The sequence below is a fragment of the Thalassotalea litorea genome (assembly GCF_043642205.1).
Taxonomy (GTDB): domain Bacteria; phylum Pseudomonadota; class Gammaproteobacteria; order Enterobacterales; family Alteromonadaceae; genus Thalassotalea_A; species Thalassotalea_A litorea.
The window spans coordinates 89,751-112,537 of record NZ_JBHZSG010000008.1; the positions used below are offsets into that span (position 1 = coordinate 89,751).

The window sequence follows — 22,787 nt, forward strand, 5'->3', positions numbered from 1 at the left end:
TATCTTTTCATTTACCGCAAAATCCGAGTAGAATATGGCCACCATTGGCTTTTTAATTGGCAATATTTGGTGTATATAAGTTCGTGTTCAATAAAGACGTGAAAAAAGCGGCCTATCGAATGCTTGCCAGACGAGAGCACTCCAAGGCTGAATTAAAACAAAAACTGTTGCAAAAAGACTTTACTGGCGATGATATTGATGACGTGCTCGATGCTTTGCAAGAGCAAGATATTCAAAGCGATTTGCGTTATGGCGAAGCGATGTTTCGCCAACGTGTCCAAAAAGGCTTTGGTTGGCAGTTTATTCGCGCTGAATTAAAGCAGAAGGGATTATCAGCCGATATTATTCAAGCCGTATACCATTCACAGGAACTTGATTGGTTTACCCTGGCAGCCAACGTTTATGAAAAACGTTATGGTGTGGCTCCTGCGTTGGACGACAAAGAACGTGCTAAACGCTCACGGTTTATGCTGTACCGTGGCTTCGAACAACATCATGTTATTGAACTGATTACCAGTTAGCGCGATGAAACACATTATTTTATTTACGTATTATCAGAAAGACAGAGACGATTAGATGACTACAACGGTTAGATCCAGTGCCGAAATTCGTAAGGCATTTTTAGATTATTTTGCTTCCAAGCAACATCAGATAGTGCCCAGTAGTTCACTGGTTCCAGGTAATGATGCGACCTTGCTATTTACCAATGCCGGCATGGTACCGTTTAAGGATGTGTTTTTAGGCGCAGAGTCCCGCAGTTATACCCGGGCAACCTCATCGCAGCGTTGTGTCCGTGCCGGTGGCAAGCACAATGATTTGGAAAACGTTGGCTATACCGCTCGCCACCATACGTTCTTCGAAATGCTGGGTAATTTCAGCTTTGGTGATTATTTTAAAACCGATGCCATTCACTTTGCTTGGCAGTTCTTAACGCAGGTATTGCAACTTCCCAAAGATAAGTTATTGGTTACCGTTTACGAAACCGATAATGAAGCGTTTGATATCTGGGCCAAAGAAATTGGTGTGCCAGAAGAAAAAATCATTCGTATCGGTGACAAGTCAGCAGATAAAAAATACGAATCAGATAATTTCTGGTCGATGGGCGATACGGGCCCTTGCGGTCCATGTACGGAAATCTTCTATGATCATGGTGACCATATCTGGGGTGGACCTCCAGGTAGCCCGGAAGAAGATGGCGATCGCTTTATCGAAATCTGGAATCTGGTGTTTATGCAGTTTAACCGTCAGGCCGACGGTACCATGGAAAACCTGCCCAAACCCTCCGTGGATACTGGGATGGGGCTAGAGCGTATTGCTGCAATAATGCAAGACGTGCATTCTAATTATGAAATCGATATTTTCCAGGGCTTGATAAAAGCTGCGGCAGAACTTCTTGGCGTTGACGATTTATCTCACAATTCACTCAAAGTTATTGCCGATCATATCCGCTCTTGTAGCTTTATGATTGCCGATGGTGTGATGCCCTCTAACGAGGGCCGCGGCTATGTATTGCGCCGTATTATTCGCCGTGCAATTCGTCATGGTCACAAGCTCGAAGCGACCACGCATTTCTTCCATAAGTTAGTTGCCGCGTTAGCAGAGCAAATGGGTGAAGCTTACCCTGAGTTGGTGAAGCAGCAGGCGGTTATCGAAAAGATTTTACGCATTGAAGAAGAGCAGTTTGGTCGTACTCTGGATCGTGGAATGGCGTTGCTTGAAGATATTATCGCCAATCTTGATAGTAAACAAATTGCCGGCGCCGATGTCTTTAAACTATATGACACTTACGGATTCCCTGCGGATCTCACCGCCGATATTGCCCGCGAACGGGACATACAAATTGATGAAGCGGGTTTTGAACAACACATGCAGGCACAGCGAGAGCGTGCTCAGCAAGCGAGCCAGTTTGGTACCGATTACAATGAACAGTTAAAGTCGGAGCAACATACCAGCTTTAAGGGCTATACCAACAGCGACTATTCCGCCACTGTGGTTGAGTTGTTTAACGAAGACGGTAAAGTGTCTACGTTAACAGCCGGCCAAAAAGGCGTGGTTGTTCTGGATAACACGCCGTTTTATGCGGAGTCTGGTGGTCAGGTTGGTGATACCGGTGTGATCAGCACTGGCAGCTGCGAATTTACCGTAACCGATACCGTGAAATTAGGTAATGCATTTGCCCATCATGGTATTGCTCAAGGCGATATTCAATTAAATGCTCGTGTAAAAGCCAGCATTGATACCGAGCGTAGAGCAGCGATCACAAAAAACCATACAGCAACCCATTTACTACACGCGGCGTTGCGTCAGGTATTAGGGGAGCATGTTACCCAGAAAGGTTCTTTGGTCGATAACGAAAAACTTCGTTTTGACTTCTCTCATTTTGAAGGGGTGACGAATGAAGAGCTTCGCACCATCGAACAGTTGGTGAATCAGCAGATTCGCAACAACAGTGAACGTGAAACGGCGTTGATGCAGATTGATGAAGCCAAAGCCAAAGGCGCGATGGCGCTATTTGGTGAAAAATACGATGATGAAGTTCGAGTGGTTACCTTAGGCGATTTCTCAACGGAATTGTGTGGTGGTGTTCACGTTAATCAAACTGGCGAAATCGGCTTATTCAAAATTACTTCTGAAGCAGGTATCGCTGCTGGTGTTCGCCGCATAGAAGCGGTTACCGGCGCAGCTGCACTGGCGTTTATTGATGCTCAGGCTGACACCTTAGATGCCATTTCTGCTCTGGTCAAAAGTGATAGTGCCAATACACTTGGCAAAGTCGAGCAAATGATCCAAAAAGCGAAACTGCTCGAAAAAGAAATTACCCAACTGAAGCAAAAGATGGCGGCACAGGCCGGATCGGATTTAGTCAGTACAGCTGTGGACATCAACGGTGTCAAAGCGCTTATCGCCAATGTTGAAGGCAGTGATCCAAAAGCCTTGCGCGATATGGTCGATGATCTTAAGAATAAATTGGGCAGCGGCATCGTGATGCTTGGCCTTGCCAATGGTCCTAAAGTGAGCCTAATTGCGGGTGTGACCAAAGATTTAACCGCTCAGGTGAAAGCCGGAGAGCTGGTTAATATGGTTGCGCAACAGGTCGGTGGTAAGGGCGGTGGCCGCCCGGATATGGCTCAGGCGGGCGGTAGCCAACCTGAAAACCTGGATGCAGCGTTAGCGTCGGTTCAGGCCTGGTTAACGGAAAAGCTTTAAACACCGCTAAATGGCAATTATTGTTCAAAAATTCGGGGGAACCTCTGTCGGTTCCCCCGATCGTATTAAAGCCGTAGCATCTCAGGTAATCGCCACTCGCCAACAGGGACATCAGGTTGTTGTCGTGCTTTCGGCAATGTCGGGAGAGACCAATCGCTTAATGGACCTCGCCCGGTCTATCGATAAGGCAGCAAGTGGCCGCGAACTGGATATGTTACTGGCCAGTGGTGAACAGGTGTCAATTTCACTACTCGCCATGTCATTAATCCAACAGGGTTTTTCTGCTGTCTCCTTTCTTGGTCACCAGATCGGCATACGCACCAATAATCGTTTTAATAATGCGCGTATCATAGATGTAGATAACAAGCGCCTAAAAGCCGAATTGGAACAGGGGCACGTTGTTATCATTGCTGGCTTTCAGGGGGTTGATTATGAGAATAATATCACCACTCTAGGCCGTGGCGGTTCCGATACGTCGGCAGTGGCAATCGCGGCAGCGTTACAAGCGAAAGAATGCCAGATTTATACCGATGTTGATGGCGTCTATACCACTGACCCCAGAATTGATCCTAGCGCGCGGCGTTTAAAGTCAATTACCTTCGAAGAAATGTTAGAAATGGCCAGTGCAGGTGCAAAAGTATTGCAAACGCGTTCGGTACAATATGCTGGTAAATTTAAAGTGCCTTTGCGAGTGTTATCGAGCTTTATGCCTGGGGAGGGCACGATGATAGATTTTCAACAAGAAGCGGCGTCTACCAATCCTGTCAGTGCAGTCACCGCTCATAAAGATGAAGCCATGTTTTCATTGAGCAGCGATGCTGAGTTGGTTGAACTTAACGCGCGCATCTTTTCAGAACTGGCCGATCAAGACGTGGAAGTGGATATGATCGTTCAGTCCTGTACTAAACCAGGTAAAATGAATCTAAACTTCACCGTGCATCGTAGGGACTTTGGTAAGACGCAAGAATGTTTGCAAGGTTTAGTGGGGACATTGGGTCTTACTGACATAGAGGGCAATCAACAATTGGCAAAAGTGTCGGTGATTGGTAATGGCATGCGCTGTCACACCGGCATTACGGCGCAAATATTTGCGACCTTAGCGCAGGCCAATATAAAAGTGTTTTTAGTGAGTACCTCAGAAATCAAGATTTCTGTGTTAGTTGTAGAGAGTGACTTACAACGCGCTGTTCAGGCATTACACAAAAAGTTTTTGATTAAATTAGATATTTAATAACTATTTTCCATATTGTTTGCTAAATTTTGGTAAGGCGTTAAGTAAATATTCGGTTAATTTATTTTTAATGAATTAGTAGTCTGGTAACATTAGCGTGATTTCTAATTTAAAGGAGAGCATAACGGATGCTTATTTTAACAAGACGGGTTGGAGAAACTCTAATGGTCGGCGATGACGTCACCGTTACAGTTTTGGGAGTAAAAGGTAACCAGGTTCGTATCGGCGTCAATGCCCCAAAAGAAGTTTCAGTACATCGCGAAGAAATTTACATGCGAATACAGGCTGAAAAAGGGGATGAAGACAACGTCGGTAATCAGTAAAAACAAGTCTGTTTTTTCCCTTTACTGGCTATCGTATCGATAGACAAAAGGGCGAATTAACGGGAATGTTATAGCAATACCCAGACCGCCAATTATTTGTTCATGGCGGGGATCAGCGATGTTATCATTTTGCCTTTGTAATAGCGCTCGAGCTGGCATTTTTCATTAACCATCGATGCGATGGTTTCTCGTTGAAAAAGACCACGTAAACTAGCCTTTCAGCATTGTTTGGCGTGAATATTCATCAGGTTGTTTGAATAATCGGCAAACAGAAATAAATCCGAAAAAATCGTTTGACTTATTTTTCGAATCTATTAATATGCACGCCATCGGTGAGGTGGCCGAGAGGCTGAAGGCGCTCCCCTGCTAAGGGAGTATAGGCGTTAAACCCTATCGAGGGTTCGAATCCCTCCCTCACCGCCATTTAATTTATTAAATGGCGATTCGATTGCGGACACGTAGCTCAGCTGGATAGAGTACCTGGCTACGAACCAGGCGGTCGCAGGTTCGACTCCTGCCGTGTCCGCCACTTCTTCTAAGTGGTAAAATATAAGAGTCCAGCGCCTTGCGCCGGCACGATTCCTAACGTGTTAAATAGGACAGTAACAAGAACTGTAACACTTGATGCGGACACGTAGCTCAGCTGGATAGAGTACCTGGCTACGAACCAGGCGGTCGCAGGTTCGACTCCTGCCGTGTCCGCCATTTTCTAAAAGGCAGAGTGAAAGCTCTGCCTTTTTACTTATAAAAGCGTTTAATGCGTTAGATAACGTTATCCAGCACTCGCTTTTGACATATACACAGCTATATTTATAGCGCTAGTTTTGCGGACACGTAGCTCAGCTGGATAGAGTACCTGGCTACGAACCAGGCGGTCGCAGGTTCGACTCCTGCCGTGTCCGCCACTTCTTTAAGTGGTTATGAAAAAGGCAGAGTGAAAACTCTGCCTTTTTTGCATTGTCGCCTTTATTCCCTTTATCCCCTTTCATCAGTTGTTAGTCCAAAATTTACTCGATGATTCTCTCATCCACCTGTTCTGGTAAAAATCGAAAAATGTTTATTGACGTTAGCTTTCTTCAAATGCTGCTTTAGACTCCGATTCGATCTTGTTTTCAAAAAATTATTAACGCCTTATCAAGCACTTATTGTGTGCAAATTGCTTAGAAATCTATCAACAAGTGCACCGTTTTTGTTCATTTCGTTATTTTTTATGCATTTTTTTTACATACTTTTGACAAATGTTGATTGATTAAAAAAATTGGAGTGATTATTCTATTTCTTTTAGTCACGGGTATGCAGTATGGAAAATATCGCTGAAACGTTTATGGAAGCCGGCTCATTAATGGTCGTCGGCATGGTGTTTGTCTTTGCCTTTTTGAGTTTGCTGATCGTTGCGATTAACCTTTTGGCCAAGGTTGCGCGCAACTTTCCAGACGCTAAGGTACCGGAAAAGCTACCCAGACATGTACCAACCAATACCACCCGCGACGGTGACGTACCAGCGACAGTTGTCGCTGCCATCACGTCGGCCATCAGCCAATACAGAAAAAACAAAACAACTAAATAGGAGTATTGCATGACTAATCCATTAGGTATTACGGAACTCGTGCTAAGAGATGGCCACCAGTCGTTGCTGGCAACTCGGATGCGATTGGAGGATATGTTACCCATCGCTCCAACACTGGATGAAATCGGTTTTTGGTCGATTGAATCCTGGGGTGGCGCAACGTTTGATTCATGCATCCGCTATTTAGGTGAAGATCCCTGGCATCGTATTCGCTCGCTAAAAGCGGCAATGCCAAAAACCAAACAGCAAATGTTATTCCGTGGTCAGAATATTCTTGGTTATCGTCACTATGCAGACGATGTGGTCGAAAAGTTTGTTGAGCGTGCACATGTTAATGGCATCGACGTATTTCGCATTTTCGATGCAATGAACGATACCCGCAATCTGGAAACCGCGATTAAAGCGGCGGTTAAAGTTGGTGCACATGCGCAAGCCACACTGTCGTATACCGAGAGCCCGGTACACACTCTACAGGGTTGGTTAACCATGGCACGTAAACTCGAAGACATGGGCGCACACTCTCTGTGTATTAAAGATATGTCCGGCCTGCTAAACCCTTATGATGCTCAAGAGCTTATTGCGGGCATCAAAGAATCAGTTTCTTTACCCATTGCTTTGCATTGTCATGCAACCACGGGGTTAAGTGTTGCAACCCATATGAAAGCAATCGATGCAGGTGTTGATGTCATCGATACGTCAATTTCTTCAATGAGTATGACTTATGGTCACTCACCCACAGAATCCATTGTATCGATTGTTGAAGGGCGCGAGCGTGATACCGGCCTGGATATGGTCAAACTTGCCGAAGTCGCAGCTTACTTTCGCGATGTACGTGAAAAATATGCCAAATTTGAAGGTAGCCTGAAAGGCGTTGATGCACGGATTTTACTGGCGCAGGTGCCAGGTGGCATGTTAACCAACATGGAGAGTCAGCTTAAAGAGCAGGGCGCTGCTGATAAGCTTGATGAAGTCTTAACCGAAATACCTAAAGTCCGTAAAGATTTGGGTTATATCCCTTTGGTAACCCCAACGTCACAGATTGTAGGTACCCAATCGGTTCTTAACGTATTAACCGGTGAGCGTTATAAATCCATTACCAAAGAAACGGCTGGTGTATTAAAGGGTGAGTATGGTGCGACACCAGATACCGTAAACGCGCAATTGCAAGAGCGTGTGTTGGCAGGCGAGGAAGCCGTTACCTGTCGTCCCGCAGATTTATTAACACCAGAAATGGATAAACTAACCGAAGAACTGCAAAGTTTGGCCGCTGAAAAGGGCATTGAGCTGGCACAAGAGAGCATTGATGATGTCTTAACTTATGCCTTGTTCCCTCAAATCGGCTTGAAGTTTCTGGAAAACCGCAATAATCCTGATGCCTTTGAACCTGTGCCAAGCAAAGATGATGTTGTAACTGCCGCGGCACCTACCGCGACAAGTTCTGGTTCAGGTGGTCCGGAAAGTTATTCTGTTCGCGTTGACGGGAAAGTCTATGACGTTGTGGTAGCGCCAGGCGGTACCATTGAGAATATTGCCCCCGCTGGTGATGATGCGATTAAACAATCGGCATCGGTTGATAGCTCCGAAACGTTAAATGCCCCACTTGCCGGTAATATTTTTAAGGTAATGGTCAGTGAAGGCGAAGCGGTTAATGCCGGTGATGTGGTGATGATCATGGAAGCGATGAAAATGGAAACTGAAATTCGCGCAGTCACCCCTGGTACGGTTACTGGAATTTTGGTCAAAGAAGGTGATTCTGTCGCCGTTGGCGATGCATTACTGAATTTAGGATAGGGCAGTTACTATGGAGTCGATAATTACCCTCTGGGAATCCACGGGACTGGCAAACTTTCATTACAAGCAATTGATCATGATGGCCGTTGGCCTTGGATTATTGTATCTGGCAATCGCCCGAAAGTTTGAACCCTTGCTGCTATTACCTATCGGTTTTGGGGCAATACTGACCAATATACCCTTGGCTGGTTTTACCGAAGCTGGTGGGCTGCTGAAATACGTTTATGATGCGGGGATTGATACCGGGATTTTTCCGTTATTGATCTTTATGGGCGTTGGTGCGATGACCGACTTTGGTGCCTTGATTGCGAATCCAAGAATGTTATTGCTTGGCGCCGCGGCACAGTTTGGTATTTTTGCGACATTATTTGGTGCGATTGCCCTGAATATGATCCCGGGCTTTGATTTTACCCTAAAAGACGCATCCGCAATTGCCATTATTGGCGGTGCCGACGGGCCTACAGCCATATTCCTGGCATCTAAACTTGCTCCGGAATTACTCGGTGCTATTGCCGTTGCCGCATATTCATATATGGCACTGGTGCCGATCATCCAGCCGCCCATCATGAAAGCGCTGACGAATGAAAAAGAACGTAAGATTGAAATGAAACAGCTTCGTCATGTCACCAAATTTGAGAAAATTATATTCCCATTAGCGGTATTGATGATGACAATTCTGTTCTTGCCTGCGGCGACGCCATTGGTTGGCATGTTCTGTCTGGGTAACTTAATGCGTGAATGTGGTGTGGTGGATCGTTTAAGTACGACGGCGCAAAATGAGTTAATCAATATTGTTACGATATTCCTTGGCTTAGGGGTTGGCTCTAAGTTGAGCGCCGATGCATTCTTAAATGCTGAAACATTAGGGATTCTCGCGCTAGGTGCCGTTGCGTTTTCCATAGGTACTGCCGCCGGGGTACTTATGGCGAAATTGATGAGTAAGGTTTCCAAAGATCCGATCAATCCATTGGTCGGTGCCGCAGGTGTTTCTGCGGTGCCTATGGCTGCCCGGGTTGTCAACAAAGTAGGTCTGGAGTCTAATGCGCAAAACTTCTTGTTAATGCACGCGATGGGACCAAACGTTGCCGGTGTTTTAGGCTCAGCGGTTGCTGCCGGGGTATTGCTTGCGCTTGTCGGCTAACGCCAAGTTGCGGCAATATCGATAAATCGTTAATCGATTGAGTACGGCAGGTCTGTCGTACTCAATTCTTCTATGTTAACCGGTCCAATTCGTTGTCAATGAATTGACCGTTGCTTCACAACATTTCCTTTTATACCAATCACATTAAATTATTGCTCACTCCGTGAGAATTTAAAGGCTTTTAGGCAAGGCTTTGATTGCAGAGAATGGTTATTCCATTATCTCAAAATCGGTCAAAATCAGTAACGCAGCATAAATGCCTTTAAAACTCACCCGCAGGGAGTTTATCTTAAGGTCCATTTACGGCCCTATATTTCATTAATATAGAATGACTATATCAATAAAATCTATGTTGTAACTGAACCTCTGCCCAACTCTGAGTTGTGCACAAACTTAATGTGATTGGTATTACACGTGCTATTGCCGCGTAACCATGTCTGGTCAGATTGGTATAAATCCCCAACATCTGATCGTGGTTTAATGCACTAAACCACCGACCTTAAGTGCCAGGTTCTTCTTTTTTGGTATACTTTTCAACCGCTTTTCCTGTTACCGCCCACACTAATACGCCGCTCCAGGCGATTAATGAAAAGCCTGCAGGGATACACGCGACAAGGATTAGCTTAAAGTGCTTACGATTAAAGAGTAACGCCAGCATTGCTGGCAAAAACCAAAGTACAAGGCTAATGATACAAACGATGATGATCAGTCCGTAATTATCACTGGTGAATACGCTATCGAATATTTCCATTTTCTACTACCTTCCATTTTTTAAATATGATTGTTTCAAAATTATTGTCGATTCAAATCGGCGCAATGCAACATACGTGCGCTATCGCGCGAGCACTTAATACCAATCACATTAAATTATTGCTCACTCAGTGAGAATTTAAAGGCTTTTAGACAAGGCTTTGATTGCAGAGAATGGTCGTTCCATTGTCAAAATCAGTAACGTAGGATAAACGCCTTTAATACTCACCCGTAGGGAGTTTATCTTAAGGCCCATTTACGACCCTATATTTCAATAATATAGATTGACTATATCAATGAAATCTATGTTGTAACTGAACCTCTGCCCTAACTCTGAGTTGTCCACAAACTTAATGTGATTGGTATAAGTAAGAAATCGTGAGAGTCACTCAGTGGCAATTTATCAAGCTGACAATACTTCGCCCCATAGGGTATCGTTCACTTGTATCGGCTAACTTAACGTAAATGTCTGTTTTTTAAAAGAGTTAATTGTCGTGGATGGCGAGGGGAGAATAGAATGACTGGCATTGACCAACAAAGGCCTTGGTTCCAAAGCTTGGCTTGTTGTCACATCTAATGTTACGTTTAACGCAAATCCAACAACCGATAAGGTCAGTCATTATGCCCAAGCACGAGAAAATCAATTATCTGGAACTGCCAGCCAGAGATTTAATAAATACTCGCAAGTTTTATGAGCAGGTTTTTCAATGGCAATTCACCGAGTATGGCGATACCTATCTTGCCTTTAACGATGGCATAATTGATGGCGGTTTTTATCAGGCAGATTGTCAAAGTCGTCAGCAAACCGGCTCGGTCCTGATCGTGTTGTACAGTCGTGATATTGCCAGCACGGAAGAAAAAATTGTCAAATATGGCGGTGTGATCAGTACGCCATTATTTGCTTTCCCTGGTGGTCGTCGTTTTCACTTCAATGATCCTAATGGCAATGAATTGGCAGTATGGACGGACATAACCTAAGGCAAATCGTTACCAATATCCGTTGCTAATCTTGGTAAATGCTAAGGTTTTTATATCGCAATGCAAGTGTCGAATTACGATTCTCTGCTATAGTTTTAGCCTGTAATTCCATTGTTATTTGAGGTCGTTATGAAAATACAGCAACTAAAGCTTGCCACCTTTATCGTTATACTGTGCAGCGTGTTTAGCGTTAACAGTTATGCGGATGATTATTCTAATGAGTGGCGCATTTATTTCGATGGAAAAGCCAAAAAAGATGGTTCTTACACCCTGTCTTTTCAGGAAAAGGGCAGTGACGAAGTGCTAACAGCGGTTATTGAAATTGAAAAAGGTACTCGCGAAAATCAGGCCGCACGTATCACCCGCCGGCAACTGGACGGTGAAGTTAAAGGCTATGATGTTGATAAAGAAGATGGTGAAGAAGTGCAGTTTCGTAACCGTATGAACGGCGAGAAATTTAAACTGACCATCGATGACACCAATCTCGATGGACTTGACGTCAAGCTTAAGAAAAAGCGCTTCTAATCTTAACTGAAGCTAAATTATCCATCACCAATAACGCTCCATTGTAATATGGCCGGGCGTTCGGGTGCGGTGTTTCTCAAACCCATGTTCTGTTAGTAACGCATTTGCATCATTTATCATTGCTGGATTTCCGCACAGAATAATGTGCGAATGCTCTGGCGCCAGTGGTTGAGGTATATGCGCTTGCAACCCTTGATAAAAGTGGGTGATGCGACCTTGCAGTAGATTGGTGCTGGGATCTCGGCTCACGACGGGATAATAGTGTACGTTTTCCCCGAGGTCAGCAAGTGCCTGTTGATAGTGAATTTTTGTTGCATCGGTGATGCCATGCAAAATAACAAAGTCCTGATATTTTTTTTGGATCTGTCGATCTTTAATTAAAGACAATGCCAAACCAACGCCAGTACCGGTTACCCAAAACCACAGATTATTGGCTTCAGGCAGCCGTTGGTGGGTAATCAACCCATTGGCATTCTTATATAAAAAAATTTCATCGCCAGGCGCTAACGCTTTAAGTTTTGGCGAGAGAATGCCGTCGGCGACTTCTACCAGATAAAACTCCTGGTAGTCATCGTCAGGATGGCTGATAAACGAATAGGCTCGACTGACGATCTTGCCATCAATCATTAAACCTAGTTTAGTAAATTGACCCGCAGAATAGGGCGGTATATTCGCTTTCGCTTTAATCGCAAAACAACCGCCATCGAAATGCGTAATGTCGATGACTTCGCCCTTTACAAATCTGTCTTGCATGCAGTCAGCCTTGATTGCTGAGGTGATGCTTCGTTTATAGCGAAGTTATCTCAACTAAGCAACTGAATCTTATCACCTGATTTAATCGCGACTAACCACGCTATTCCTTTAAGGACCTGGATAAAATCGCTTAAGAAGACTTTGCCGGCCGCCTTGGTTTGCTCGATGCACTACCGCCAGGTTTGCCTCGACGACGATTGGAGGTGTTTTTTGCATAAGGATTATCCGCACTTGCGGGACGTTTTTGCCCCGGTGGTTTATGACCCCGGGCAACATCTGCACTGCGTTGACCATCTTGATGCTCAACTTTTGGCGGTTTTATTTTTTTCGGCTTTTTCGCTTTGAATGGGCGAATGTCGTGGGATTTTGGCAACGGATTTGCGGCCTCGAAGCCCGCTATTTCTTCGCGAGGAATGAGCTTTTGACTCAAACGCTCAATGGCGACCAATAACTTAAATTCATCGGCACACACCAACGACACTGCCTGACCCGTGCTACCAGCACGACCGGTACGGCCAATACGGTGCACGTAATCTTCAGCGACATGGGGAAGCTCAAAATTCACCACTTGTGGTAGTTGGTCGATATCCAGTCCACGAGCGGCAATGTCTGTTGCCACTAATGCTCTAATGGTGCCTTCTTTAAACTGTGCCAGTGCTTTCGTGCGCGCGCCCTGACTTTTGTTACCATGAATTGCTAAAGCGCTAATACCATCGGCTTCAAGGTGCTTAGTTAAGCGATTTGCCCCATGTTTGGTTTTACAGAAGATCAATACTTGCTGCCAGTTATGGTGGCCAATCAGATACGAAAGTAACTTGGGTTTCTTATTCTTGTCAGTCGGGTATACGAATTGCTCTACGGTTACCGCAGTTGCATTTGCCGGGGTAACGGAAATTTCGACCGGATTATCAACCAGCTTTTTAGCCAGCGCTTTTATATCATCGGAAAAGGTTGCCGAGAACAATAAGTTTTGACGCGTTTTCGGTAGCAGGTCGATGATCTTATTGATATCCCGGATAAAGCCCATATCCAGCATGCGATCCGCTTCATCGAGCACTAATACTTCTACCTGAGAAAATTTCACCGCATTCTGCTGATACAAATCCAGTAAGCGACCAGGTGTGGCGATCAGAATGTCGACCCCCTTTCTCAGGCGCATCATCTGTGGGTTAATTTTTACACCGCCAAATACCACGGCCGAAGAAAGATCTAAACCGGTTCCATAGGTTTGTACACTTTCTGCCACTTGAGCGGCCAATTCGCGGGTAGGGGTTAGGATTAATGCTCGGATGTGATTGCTCTTAACCCTTTCTCCCTTGCTCAATCGTTCTAGTATTGGCAGAGTGAAACCGGCGGTTTTACCGGTGCCAGTTTGCGCGGCCGCCATGACGTCTTTGCCAGAGAGCACCGCAGGAATCGCCTGCTCCTGTATCGGGGTTGGCGTTTGGTAATTTTGTTGCGCTAGATTTTTTACGATTGCCGGGCTAAGGCCCAGAGTGTCAAAACTCATAGATGTCTCAATGTGGAAGAAAATGAACCCAGGTACAGGGACTTAATAGCGGTGCTGCAGGGTACAGTATAGCAACGTGTAGCGCAACCTAATTGCTTTTATGCGATCAGGGTAACACGATGGATTCGCTGAACGCTTGATAGCTATTGAACGGCAATCAACGGGCTAATCGATGCTGGTTATTAACTTATTGTTAACCCACGTTTTTGTTGTTAGTTTAACGATTGATGAACTCGTTATTCGACTTTTTAAAAGGAATTGGTATGCGGTTTTTGGAAAATGTTGCACGCGTCTTAGTATTGCTGTTTGCGGTGGTGGTTCCGCTTAGCAATCCAGTGGCTGCACAAAATAGCAATCTGCAGGATATCCCCAAGTCTTTGCAACCCTGGCAGTCATGGGTGCAAGCCGATATTCAGGACTTGCAGTGTCCTAATATAAATCGCTTACCATTTAATAACATTAGCCATCATATTTGCGCCTGGAATTCTCCCCTTATTCTCGATTTAAACACCAATACCGGTGAATTTTCCCAGCGCTGGCTGGTTCTGAATAAGGAAAGTTGGGTGGCATTACCTGGTGATAACTGGGTGTGGCCAGAAAATGTTACCGCAAACCAAAAAACGGTCGCGGTTGTACGTCATCAGGGAAGACCGCATGTATTGTTACCGAAAGGCGATTATCAGATCCGTGGTGAATTTCACTGGCAACACATACCAAAGCAATTAGGGATCCCGCCACAAACGGCTTTATTTGAACTAAGCGTTAATGGTGACAAAAAAGAAAACCTTCGCCTCGAAGGTGGTGAACTCTGGCTTGGTGCGCCACAGCTTGCTCGCGTTGAGGCCAATGAAATGACCATCGATGTTACCCGCTTGCTGGAAGATGGACCGTATCTGAGTTTAACTACCTTGCTGACCTTAAAGGTGTATGGTCAGGCAAGGGAAGAAAATCTTGGCCAGGCGTTACCCGAAGGATTTACCCTAACGGGCATTGAATCGGATCTCCCGACGTATTTAGATGGCCAGGGGCAATTGCATATCAAGGCGTTACCAGGTGACTGGGAAGTGGAAATACAGGCCAGAGCAAGACAAGACCAGCTGACGATTACCCGACCAAGGATAACCTCACCGTGGCCAGAACAGGAAATCTGGGTGTATGCGCCAGATGAGTCGTTTCGCATGTCAAAAATCACTGGCCCGGCGCCAGCGGATACCTCTCAGGCTACGTTACCAGGTGAATGGCAAGAACTGCCGGGCTATCTGCTAGATGATAAGTCGAATTTACACATTGACGTTAGCCACCGGGGAATGTCGGCCCAGATCCGCAATCAGCTGATGTTGCAACGCAATCTGTGGCTCAATTTTGATGGTCAGGGATTTACGTTTCGGGATCACTTAACCGGCAAAATGCTCAAAAACTGGCGCCTGTCCATGCCCAGCCCTTATCGTCTGGAATCCGGACAAGATCAGGACGGCACCTTATTGGTCAGTCAGGTTGATGAGGTGCGCGGTATTGAAAACCGTTATCACCATCTGGATATTCATGCTCAGGGACAAATCACCTCGATTTCGACGTTTAATATCACCGGCTGGCAGCAATCCTTTGATACCATCAACTATGCCATTCAATTACCGCCATCGTACCGGTTATTTGCGTTATTTGGTGCTGACCATACCTCTAACACCTGGTTGGATAAATGGAACCTTTGGAATAGCTTTGTGGTTTTATTGATCACCGGCTTGATTGCCAGTTTATTCAATAAACCTATCGCGGCGCTGAGCATGATTGCTCTGGTATTGATTTATCATGAACCGGGTGCCCCGGTTATCGCCATTGGTGTCGCATTATTGTTTGTGGCCTTGCAGCGCCAAATCCATACAACAAGGTTTGGTTTTATTGCAAAGGCCTTAGCCAAAACCACGGTGTTGATAGCCTTGTTAGCCAGTGCTTACTTTATGGCTACCCAATTGCGCTTGGTAGTTTACCCGCAGCTTGAACACCAATATGTCGCTGATAAGCTGCAACGAAGCGCATCGGTTGAAGCTTTTGCGCCACAGGCATTAGAAGAGCGACGCCTGGCGGATGCGGAATATAAAGCCGCCGCTAAGCGCAAGCGCGCAGACGATGAATTCGAGCGCATCGAGGTGACCGGGTCACGTGTAAAACGCAGCGAATTAATTTCTCGTTATCAGGCCAATGCACCGCTGCAAGCTGGATCCGGACGTCCGCAGTGGCGTTGGAATTCCTATAGCGCAAGATGGAATAGCCCGGTCGAACAGGGCCAGCAAATTCATTTGCTGATACTGTCGCCGACCATATACAATCTATTGCGTTTGAGTGGCTTAGGTCTGTTATTGCTGATGCTTTATCTCATGCTCAAAAACAGTTTTGCTTCAGGCGAGCAGGTTAAAAACTGGCTTAAGGGTAATGTCACCAAGAGCAAAGCAAAAGGCAAATCCGTGTTAGGATTTGGTGTACTTGGCTTACTTACCATGACCACATCGTTGATATCTGAGCCACTGCACGCCGCAGGCTTTCCGGATCAACAGCTCTTGCTTGAATTACAAAAAAAGCTGGCGCAGCCTGCAACGTGCGATCCGGATTGCGCGACCGTGCAATCGGTTGATCTGGTTATTGACAAACAGCAACTAACGTTAATGTTGAATGTGCATGCAATAGCATCGGTCGCTATCGCTTTACCAAGTTCACCGCAGTGGCGGGCGCAGCAGGTGTTAATTAATGAACAGCGAGCCAAGGCGTTATTAAAACGTCAGGATAAGACCTACTTAATGGTCGAACCCGGTATCCATCAAATTGAGCTTAAAGGCGAAATCTTCCATCAAGACACCATTGCGATTCGTTTTGATGAGCGCCCGCAAACGGTCAGGCAGAAGGTTCTCGGCTGGGAAATCTCCGGAGTTCACCGTAATAAGCTAACTCACAATACCTTAGAACTGATACCCAAAAGCAACTATGAACAACAACCGGCGGGTAATGTTAAACAACGCATTAAACCTTTTGTAAAGGTAAATCGTCGCCTGTATTTTGACGAGAACTGGCGTCTGGAAACCGAAGTGCAAAGGGTGGCGCCAAGTAAGGGAGCGATAAATGTAAATGTTGCTTTGCTACCACAAGAGAAGGTGTTTAGTGCAGGTGTCGTGGTTAAAGATAATCAGGTCAGTGTGACAATGTCGGCTGCCGAAGATTCGGTTAGCTGGCACTCCAACATTCCCAGAGTCACTCAGTTCGCCTGGCAAGCCGCAGACAATGATAGCTATATTGAGCAATGGCGGATCATTGCAAGTCCGAGTTGGACGCTATCACTTGAAGGGGTGCCTCAGGTTCTCTATGAGATGAGTGGTGATGATTATTTCGAGTTTAACTTCTTACCGCAACGAGGTGAAACCTTAACCTTTAATGTCAGCAGACCTGAGGCTGTACAAGGTGAGTTCCTGGCAATTGATAATGCCAAAATCCGTTGGATGCCGGGCAAGCGACTGGCTAAATTGGAGCTTGAATTTGATTATCGCAGTACCAAAGCCGCTCAGCATCGCATTGATATTCCAGCAGGATATGAGCTCACCGAAGCTTTAAGTGATGGCCGGCGTTTACAATTGCAATTGCAACAACAGCAACTGGTATTACCGATATCCCCTGGGCAACATAAATATCGATTGGCATTTAGCCGTAACCAGGGGTTAACGGTCCATAGTGAGTTTCCGGTGTTTGATCTCAAAGTGCCAGTCAGTAATATCAAGAGTCAAATGCCATTAAACGGTGATCGCTGGTTGCTATTTACATCGGGACCGAGCATTGGACCGGCTGTGGTTTATTGGGGCGAATTAGTGGTATTTGTGTTAGCGGCCCTATTGTTGTCAAAGTTAAATTTTGCGCCATTGTCGTTATGGCAATGGTTATTGTTGGGTTTAGGTATCAGTACCAATAACTGGTCGGTATTTATCATGATCGTTCTGACATTTGCCGCGCTTCGTTTTTATCAACGGCCACAAACCGAGTCGCACTGGCGACGGTATAACCTCGGCAAGATAGGGATCACACTGCTAGCGATGGCGACACTTGTCGGACTGGTCGGTATTATTCCCGTAGCTTTGCTCTCAGCCCCGGACATGGGCATTGTTGGCAATCAGTCCCATAGTTGGAGCCTGAACTGGTTCAGCGATAAAAGCGCTGGACTGACACCACAGATATGGGTGTTGAGTCTACCGATACTGGTGTATAAAGCCGTCATGTTACTTTGGGTTATGTGGCTAAGTTTTACGTTTATTCAATGGGTTAAGTGGGGCTGGAAACGCTTAACGGATGACGGATTTATGATGGCCAAACCGGTAATTGTGAAAACCGAAAATCCTTCACAGAACCCAGCGTCGCGAGAGAGCGATCCCAAAAACACATAAATCAAAATACATAAATCAAACGGCATAAATGTACATTGTTTATGACCATAAAAAAAACCGGAGCAAGCTAGCTCCGGTTTTTTATTAATTGCGCCTTACGCTTAACACTATACAATTGGTATGACTATTCGGCGGTGAGGTGGATCATCAAGGTGAAAAAACCAATAATGATGGCATTAAATGCGGCGATATACATAAAACCTCTGAACCCCTGTTTGGCGGTGTAATTATGACTTTTCAAATACCACCACCAAACCAGGCACATGACGATGGGAATTAGGAAAAATAATCGGATCATAATAGGGTTACTTACCTGATTGTTGTTTTATTGATTGATATTAAAAGCTTAACTCGCTTGTTTGTTGCTTGCAATTATCTTCGCTAATGGCTTTCTAATGCTATACAAAAATATCAGGCTAGGGATCACCATTAATGCGGTTAATACAAAAAATAATGCCCAGTTACCGTCTAAACTATCGACGATGACCCCGGAATAAGAGCCGAGTGTTACCCGACCAAAGGTACCGATCGATGCCATTAACGCATATTGGCTGGCAGTGAACGTCCGATTGCAAAGCACCGATAACAGGGCGACAAAGGCAACAGAGCCCCAGGCGCCGGTAAAGCCGTCTACAAGCACGGCAATGCCAAGTAACCATTGACTTGGACCGGTCAAGGCGATCACCGAAAAAATTAAATTCGACAACGCCATGGCAATACCACCGATAAATAACCCTTTGATGATGCCAAAGCGAATGGTAAAAATACTGCCAATTAATGAAAATAAGATGGTAACCCACCAGTTCATTAACTTTGAAAAGACCGCGATATCGGTATTGGTATAACCCACTTCTTTGTAAAAAACTAAACTCATTCGCCCAAGATAGGCCTCTCCGAGCTTAAACAAAAAGATAAACATCAATATCGATAGCGCAAACCGAGTGCCATTGCGGGTAAAAAATTCATGTAGCGGCGCGACTAGCGTTGTCAATAACCAGGCAATTAAGTGGTGAAAACCATTCACCTTGATTACTTGAGGCATGGTCGATGCACTGTTTGCCGGTTGCTGATGCAGCGCTTTTAGCAAGTAAAACATCGTGACCAACAAAACTATGCCAATTAGGGTGCTGGCAACCGCTGCATTGCTGCGAGGTAGGAGTTGCTCTGGCCAGATCGGAAAACCAAATCCCGCATAGGCGATTAAAGTAATTAATAAGCCAATACAGGCGATGACCCCAGAACTTAACAGTGGATGTTGAGGCACCTGAGCTAAAAATGCCTGTTGAATACTATCCTGCTGTTGCTGACGATTGGTTTGTGGCTCTACCACGACAAACACAGTGATCATCAATAACAACATCAACAGAGTCAAAACCAGATACACATTTGGCCAATACAGGCTGGAATGATCGATAAGCAAAAATGGAATTGCGCCGAGCCCGGCGTATCCGGTCCACCAGCCCGATGTTGCCATTGCTGAACCTGCGGCCATGCTGGCATCATCATGATCGAGCACGTCAATTCTATAGGCATCTATCGCTATATCCTGCGTCGCTGAGCTGATTGCCAGACACATGCCGATCAAGGCCATGGTTGCAAGCTGGCTGCTTGCGTCAAAAAACGACAGGGAAAAGGCACAAGCGGCAATGACCGTTTGGGTTAACAATATCCAACTACGTCGTTGCCCCAGCCAGTTGCCAAGAAGTGGTAGTTTGACGCGATCGACCAGGGGAGACCAAAGAAAGTTAATGGAATAAGCGACAAAAATGAGTCCGAATAACCCCACCGATGAACGACTAAGTCCTTCATCGGTAAGCCAGGCGGTCATTGCCGAACCAATCAGTACCCAGGGAAAACCGCTGGCAATACCAAAACAAAAGATGGTTAACAATTTAGGGTTCGAAAAATACGAAAGCGTTTGTCGGAATGATTGCACGTCGATTGGTCTTTATTATTAGCGCTGCCTTGAGACTAGCAAACTATAAGGCCCGCAGACAAGAGAAACAGGTGCACAATGTAAATGAGAAGGAGGGACGTGTTCAATAATTAGGCGTTACACGTCACTGTTCAGAATTTAAACTGGACGCCAGCCAATACAGTGCATCGGGTAGCGGCCCTGGCCTTGTAAAAATTCCATGCAGGTTTCAATCTCAAACTTGAGATTCCAGTCGCTTTCCAGATCGTTTAATGAGCCTGAACCTAACTTTAATTCATGCATCAAATGCCAGAAGACACGTTCTCTGGCGTTATTTGGGGTATCGTCTGTGACTTTCAGGACGTTCCACTCTTCAAAGCAGTCCCAAATAAACAGATTGATTTCGGTTGGATGTACTTCATTTTTTAACAACGCATTCAGGTAGTACATCAGCTGCGAGATTTTTTCGTTGATAAAATGGTCGACTGGCACGGCAACCTCAGTGATTTAGCGCAATTTATTATTTTAAGAATTCAGCGGTGCGTTGCCTGCAACGTCCTGTTTGCTGATTTCCCTTCTGATTAAAAACTAACCTACCGTATTTGGCATGAAAAGGGAAGGGATTGCGACCTAAAGGTCTCATCGGGTGACAACTGCGAGCTGGGGCTCTCGTAAGGTGGGGTTGCGACTTTGTGTCTCACCGGGTGACAACTGCGAGCTGCGGCTCTCATAGGGTGTGGTTGCGACGTTATGTCTCACCGGATGCAAGTGTGAGTTTAAGACTTGGTTGGCTATTGCTGGTATGTCTTGAATTGACGTTAACTATCTGAAAAGGTTAATGTCTCTAGTGAGCGAGCTACAGTCACTCAGCTACTGTCAAAAGAATAAACTGTTAGGAGTCATTAGAAATGAGTGTAGGCGCGCAGATAGAGAAGTTTTATCAAGAAGCCACAGAAAATGATCTTCTTTGGTTCGGTGAATATTCTGACGGTAGAGCTTTAGAATTCGACGTTAAAGGTGGTAAAGTGTCATTCCCACTTTGGTCTTCCAAATCAAGAATTCTAAGGCTTAAAAAACTGAATCCAGATTTACTTAAAGATATTGAGCCAAAGGGAATGTCATGGTCAGATTTCAAAAAAAACCTTCTGCCTATTCTCCAAGAAAAAGATAGATTTGTTAATTTAAATTTAGCCGGTAAAAATCTATCGGGTTTTGACTTGCCATTAGAGCAGTTAATAAACAACTTCGAGAAAATAATAAGTGCCTCCTAACAAGTGCAAGCAACAGCCGTTCAAAAATTCTTGTTATCGATATTACTGAGCCTACTAAATAATTAACTGTTACGAGTAATAGAAGCATGGAAGAAAAATATCAAGCACTTTGGTTCAGTGCTGCTTACGATAATTTAAAAGTAGAATTCGAAGAGCTCCGTTCTGATTTATTGTTAGTTATTTTTAAAGATATTCAGGGTATCTATCTCCCTTACTTATATTCAAAAGAGAGTGATTTCCAATATTCTCTGCCCGTATGGTCTGTGAAAAATGAAAAAGCGATGATGCCTTCATTAGAGTCAGCAAAAGAATACTTAGAGCTCTTTTTTGAAAATTACACATAACAAGAGACTATGGCGTTAACACCTCTATATCTTCGTATGTTAGCAATTGCTAACGGACTATTGTTGGCACAAATTTGACGTTAACAGATTGAAAAGGTTAATGTCTCTTACGAGCGAACTGCAGTCACTCAGGTTACTTTGAATGGATACCACGGATTCGGCTCAATAATAAACTGTTAATTATCAAAATGGATCTAAAACAAAAAATACGTAATCTAATTCAAAGTGGTTACATAGAAGGTGAACTACAAGTTGATCCTCTATGGTACATACTCTGGAAGCCTGAAGAATTAGAGCAATTTAATTTGGAGTATAATTTTAAGGATTATGCTCCTGAATTTATCGGATTTGGCGATAGCGGCAGTAACGAATTGTTAGCAGTAAATAACGCCGGAGAAATATTTACTCTGCCAGCTATTGGAATGGAATCTAGATACGCTGTAAAGATTGCTAATAGTTTTGATGAGCTAACAAAGCTTATGGTAAAAACCAATTAACAGTCATGAGCGGCTGGTGTGAGCGATCTACAGTCGTAGCCAAATTCAATGCTTCAAAATATTTTGGGATAGGAAATCAATATGGATGTTCAAGAGAACTTTAGCGACGAAGCGAGAATACAGTTAAATTTTACTTCCTTTATGGCTGTAGCTATTTGGGTTTGTTTTGGGGTCGCCATATCTTTTTCAATAGCATTTCATTTTATTGTAACCAGTACATTCACTGATGCAGGTTTTGAAAATACAATGTTTTGGTTCTCTTCTTTAATGTACGGATTTATAGGCTTTATTTTTTCTTTGATAGGTTCTGCTTTAATTTATCCTATTTATAAATTTTGGTGTGAACGCATGCGAGGACAGAGAGTAAAAGGTAAGTTTGCTTTAGTAAATCGTAAGTTTTAATAGACTTTAATGACTGCAAGTGGCACATTTTCGACGTCGCCCTAAATAACGTAAGTTGTTGATAATTAGGTGTTCGCTAGCGGCTGCTTAGAGCGATCAACAGACGCTCAACCATCTGGTTAAAGTATGTTGCTTGCATAGTCAGTAAGGCGACCTAATCGCTCGTT

General features: G+C 44.7%; 20 protein-coding genes and 4 tRNA genes. 18 read left to right on the forward strand and 6 right to left on the reverse strand.

Features of this window, described 5'->3' with window-relative positions; translation table 11 throughout:
* The first annotated feature begins 83 nt into the window (after window positions 1-83).
* The 11 genes from ACHUFQ_RS06360 (at window position 84) to ACHUFQ_RS06410 (ending at window position 9,260) form a co-directional block, all read left to right on the forward strand.
* A complete protein-coding gene (locus ACHUFQ_RS06360; protein WP_394174037.1) occupies window positions 84-521 on the forward strand; it encodes a regulatory protein RecX in 438 nt (145 codons plus the stop codon).
* A gap of 55 nt (window positions 522-576) precedes the next feature.
* Window positions 577-3,207, forward strand: coding sequence for an alanine--tRNA ligase (alaS, locus tag ACHUFQ_RS06365; RefSeq protein WP_394174039.1), 2,631 nt, complete (start codon window positions 577-579; stop codon window positions 3,205-3,207).
* A gap of 10 nt (window positions 3,208-3,217) precedes the next feature.
* Window positions 3,218-4,438 (forward strand): aspartate kinase, encoded by a 1,221-nt coding sequence (locus tag ACHUFQ_RS06370; protein WP_394174041.1) that lies wholly within the window; start codon window positions 3,218-3,220, stop codon window positions 4,436-4,438.
* 128 nt (window positions 4,439-4,566) lie between these two features.
* Window positions 4,567-4,761 (forward strand): carbon storage regulator CsrA, encoded by a 195-nt coding sequence (gene csrA / locus ACHUFQ_RS06375; RefSeq protein WP_136736177.1) that lies wholly within the window; start codon window positions 4,567-4,569, stop codon window positions 4,759-4,761.
* A gap of 331 nt (window positions 4,762-5,092) precedes the next feature.
* A tRNA-Ser gene (locus tag ACHUFQ_RS06380) sits at window positions 5,093-5,184 on the forward strand.
* A 29-nt stretch (window positions 5,185-5,213) separates the two neighbouring features.
* Window positions 5,214-5,290, forward strand: a tRNA-Arg gene (locus ACHUFQ_RS06385).
* Between the two features lie 99 nt (window positions 5,291-5,389).
* Window positions 5,390-5,466, forward strand: a tRNA-Arg gene (locus ACHUFQ_RS06390).
* Window positions 5,467-5,589: 123 nt separating this feature from the next.
* Window positions 5,590-5,666 (forward strand) — tRNA-Arg (locus ACHUFQ_RS06395).
* Between the two features lie 395 nt (window positions 5,667-6,061).
* Complete coding sequence (locus tag ACHUFQ_RS06400; RefSeq protein WP_394174042.1) at window positions 6,062-6,328, forward strand: OadG family protein; 267 nt, start codon at window positions 6,062-6,064, stop codon at window positions 6,326-6,328.
* 9 nt (window positions 6,329-6,337) lie between these two features.
* Window positions 6,338-8,119: a sodium-extruding oxaloacetate decarboxylase subunit alpha gene (gene oadA / locus ACHUFQ_RS06405; protein WP_394174044.1), complete on the forward strand. Its 1,782-nt coding sequence runs from the start codon at window positions 6,338-6,340 to the stop codon at window positions 8,117-8,119.
* Between the two features lie 10 nt (window positions 8,120-8,129).
* On the forward strand, window positions 8,130-9,260 hold the full coding sequence (locus ACHUFQ_RS06410; RefSeq protein ID WP_394174046.1) for a sodium ion-translocating decarboxylase subunit beta: 1,131 nt from the start codon (window positions 8,130-8,132) through the stop codon (window positions 9,258-9,260).
* A 499-nt stretch (window positions 9,261-9,759) separates the two neighbouring features.
* Here ACHUFQ_RS06410 and ACHUFQ_RS06415 read toward each other — a convergent pair whose 3' ends face one another.
* The gene (locus ACHUFQ_RS06415; protein ID WP_394174047.1) at window positions 9,760-10,011 is read right to left on the reverse strand and encodes a superinfection immunity protein; all 252 of its coding nucleotides are present in this window, start codon (window positions 10,009-10,011) and stop codon (window positions 9,760-9,762) included.
* Window positions 10,012-10,631: 620 nt separating this feature from the next.
* On the opposite strand from ACHUFQ_RS06415, the gene ACHUFQ_RS06420 reads away from it, so the two are divergent.
* Complete coding sequence (locus ACHUFQ_RS06420) at window positions 10,632-10,988, forward strand: VOC family protein (protein WP_394174049.1); 357 nt, start codon at window positions 10,632-10,634, stop codon at window positions 10,986-10,988.
* 129 nt (window positions 10,989-11,117) lie between these two features.
* On the forward strand, window positions 11,118-11,513 hold the full coding sequence (locus ACHUFQ_RS06425) for a hypothetical protein (protein ID WP_394174051.1): 396 nt from the start codon (window positions 11,118-11,120) through the stop codon (window positions 11,511-11,513).
* A gap of 24 nt (window positions 11,514-11,537) precedes the next feature.
* Here the strand turns inward: ACHUFQ_RS06425 and ACHUFQ_RS06430 are convergent, their stop codons facing one another.
* Together ACHUFQ_RS06430 and ACHUFQ_RS06435 are read right to left on the reverse strand one after the other, a co-directional pair.
* Complete coding sequence (locus ACHUFQ_RS06430; protein WP_394174052.1) at window positions 11,538-12,266, reverse strand: ferredoxin--NADP reductase; 729 nt, start codon at window positions 12,264-12,266, stop codon at window positions 11,538-11,540.
* A gap of 130 nt (window positions 12,267-12,396) precedes the next feature.
* A complete protein-coding gene (locus ACHUFQ_RS06435; RefSeq protein ID WP_394174054.1) occupies window positions 12,397-13,776 on the reverse strand; it encodes a DEAD/DEAH box helicase in 1,380 nt (459 codons plus the stop codon).
* Between the two features lie 263 nt (window positions 13,777-14,039).
* Between ACHUFQ_RS06435 and ACHUFQ_RS06440 the strand changes: the two genes are divergently transcribed.
* Window positions 14,040-18,191, forward strand: a complete 4,152-nt coding sequence (locus ACHUFQ_RS06440; RefSeq protein ID WP_394174056.1) for a hypothetical protein — start codon at window positions 14,040-14,042, stop codon at window positions 18,189-18,191.
* 124 nt (window positions 18,192-18,315) lie between these two features.
* On the opposite strand, the gene ACHUFQ_RS06445 is transcribed toward ACHUFQ_RS06440, so the two are convergent.
* From ACHUFQ_RS06445 to ACHUFQ_RS06455, 3 genes are all read right to left on the reverse strand, one after another.
* On the reverse strand, window positions 18,316-18,489 hold the full coding sequence (locus tag ACHUFQ_RS06445) for a hypothetical protein (RefSeq protein ID WP_394174057.1): 174 nt from the start codon (window positions 18,487-18,489) through the stop codon (window positions 18,316-18,318).
* Window positions 18,490-18,537: 48 nt separating this feature from the next.
* Window positions 18,538-20,127, reverse strand: a complete 1,590-nt coding sequence (locus ACHUFQ_RS06450; protein ID WP_394174058.1) for an AmpG family muropeptide MFS transporter — start codon at window positions 20,125-20,127, stop codon at window positions 18,538-18,540.
* 138 nt (window positions 20,128-20,265) lie between these two features.
* Window positions 20,266-20,598: a hypothetical protein gene (locus ACHUFQ_RS06455; protein WP_394174060.1), complete on the reverse strand. Its 333-nt coding sequence runs from the start codon at window positions 20,596-20,598 to the stop codon at window positions 20,266-20,268.
* Window positions 20,599-21,014: 416 nt separating this feature from the next.
* Here ACHUFQ_RS06455 and ACHUFQ_RS06460 point away from each other — a divergent pair, with 416 nt between their 5' ends.
* From ACHUFQ_RS06460 to ACHUFQ_RS06475, 4 genes are all read left to right on the forward strand, one after another.
* The gene (locus ACHUFQ_RS06460) at window positions 21,015-21,377 is read left to right on the forward strand and encodes a DUF2750 domain-containing protein (protein WP_394174061.1); all 363 of its coding nucleotides are present in this window, start codon (window positions 21,015-21,017) and stop codon (window positions 21,375-21,377) included.
* 86 nt (window positions 21,378-21,463) lie between these two features.
* Window positions 21,464-21,721 (forward strand): hypothetical protein, encoded by a 258-nt coding sequence (locus tag ACHUFQ_RS06465; protein ID WP_394174063.1) that lies wholly within the window; start codon window positions 21,464-21,466, stop codon window positions 21,719-21,721.
* 188 nt (window positions 21,722-21,909) lie between these two features.
* Window positions 21,910-22,218 carry a hypothetical protein gene (locus tag ACHUFQ_RS06470; protein ID WP_394174065.1) on the forward strand — a complete coding sequence of 103 codons (309 nt, stop codon included), beginning with the start codon at window positions 21,910-21,912 and terminating at the stop codon, window positions 22,216-22,218.
* An 81-nt stretch (window positions 22,219-22,299) separates the two neighbouring features.
* Entirely contained in the window at window positions 22,300-22,620 is a 321-nt protein-coding gene (locus ACHUFQ_RS06475; RefSeq protein WP_138318987.1) for a hypothetical protein, read from the forward strand.
* Window positions 22,621-22,787 lie beyond the last annotated feature (167 nt).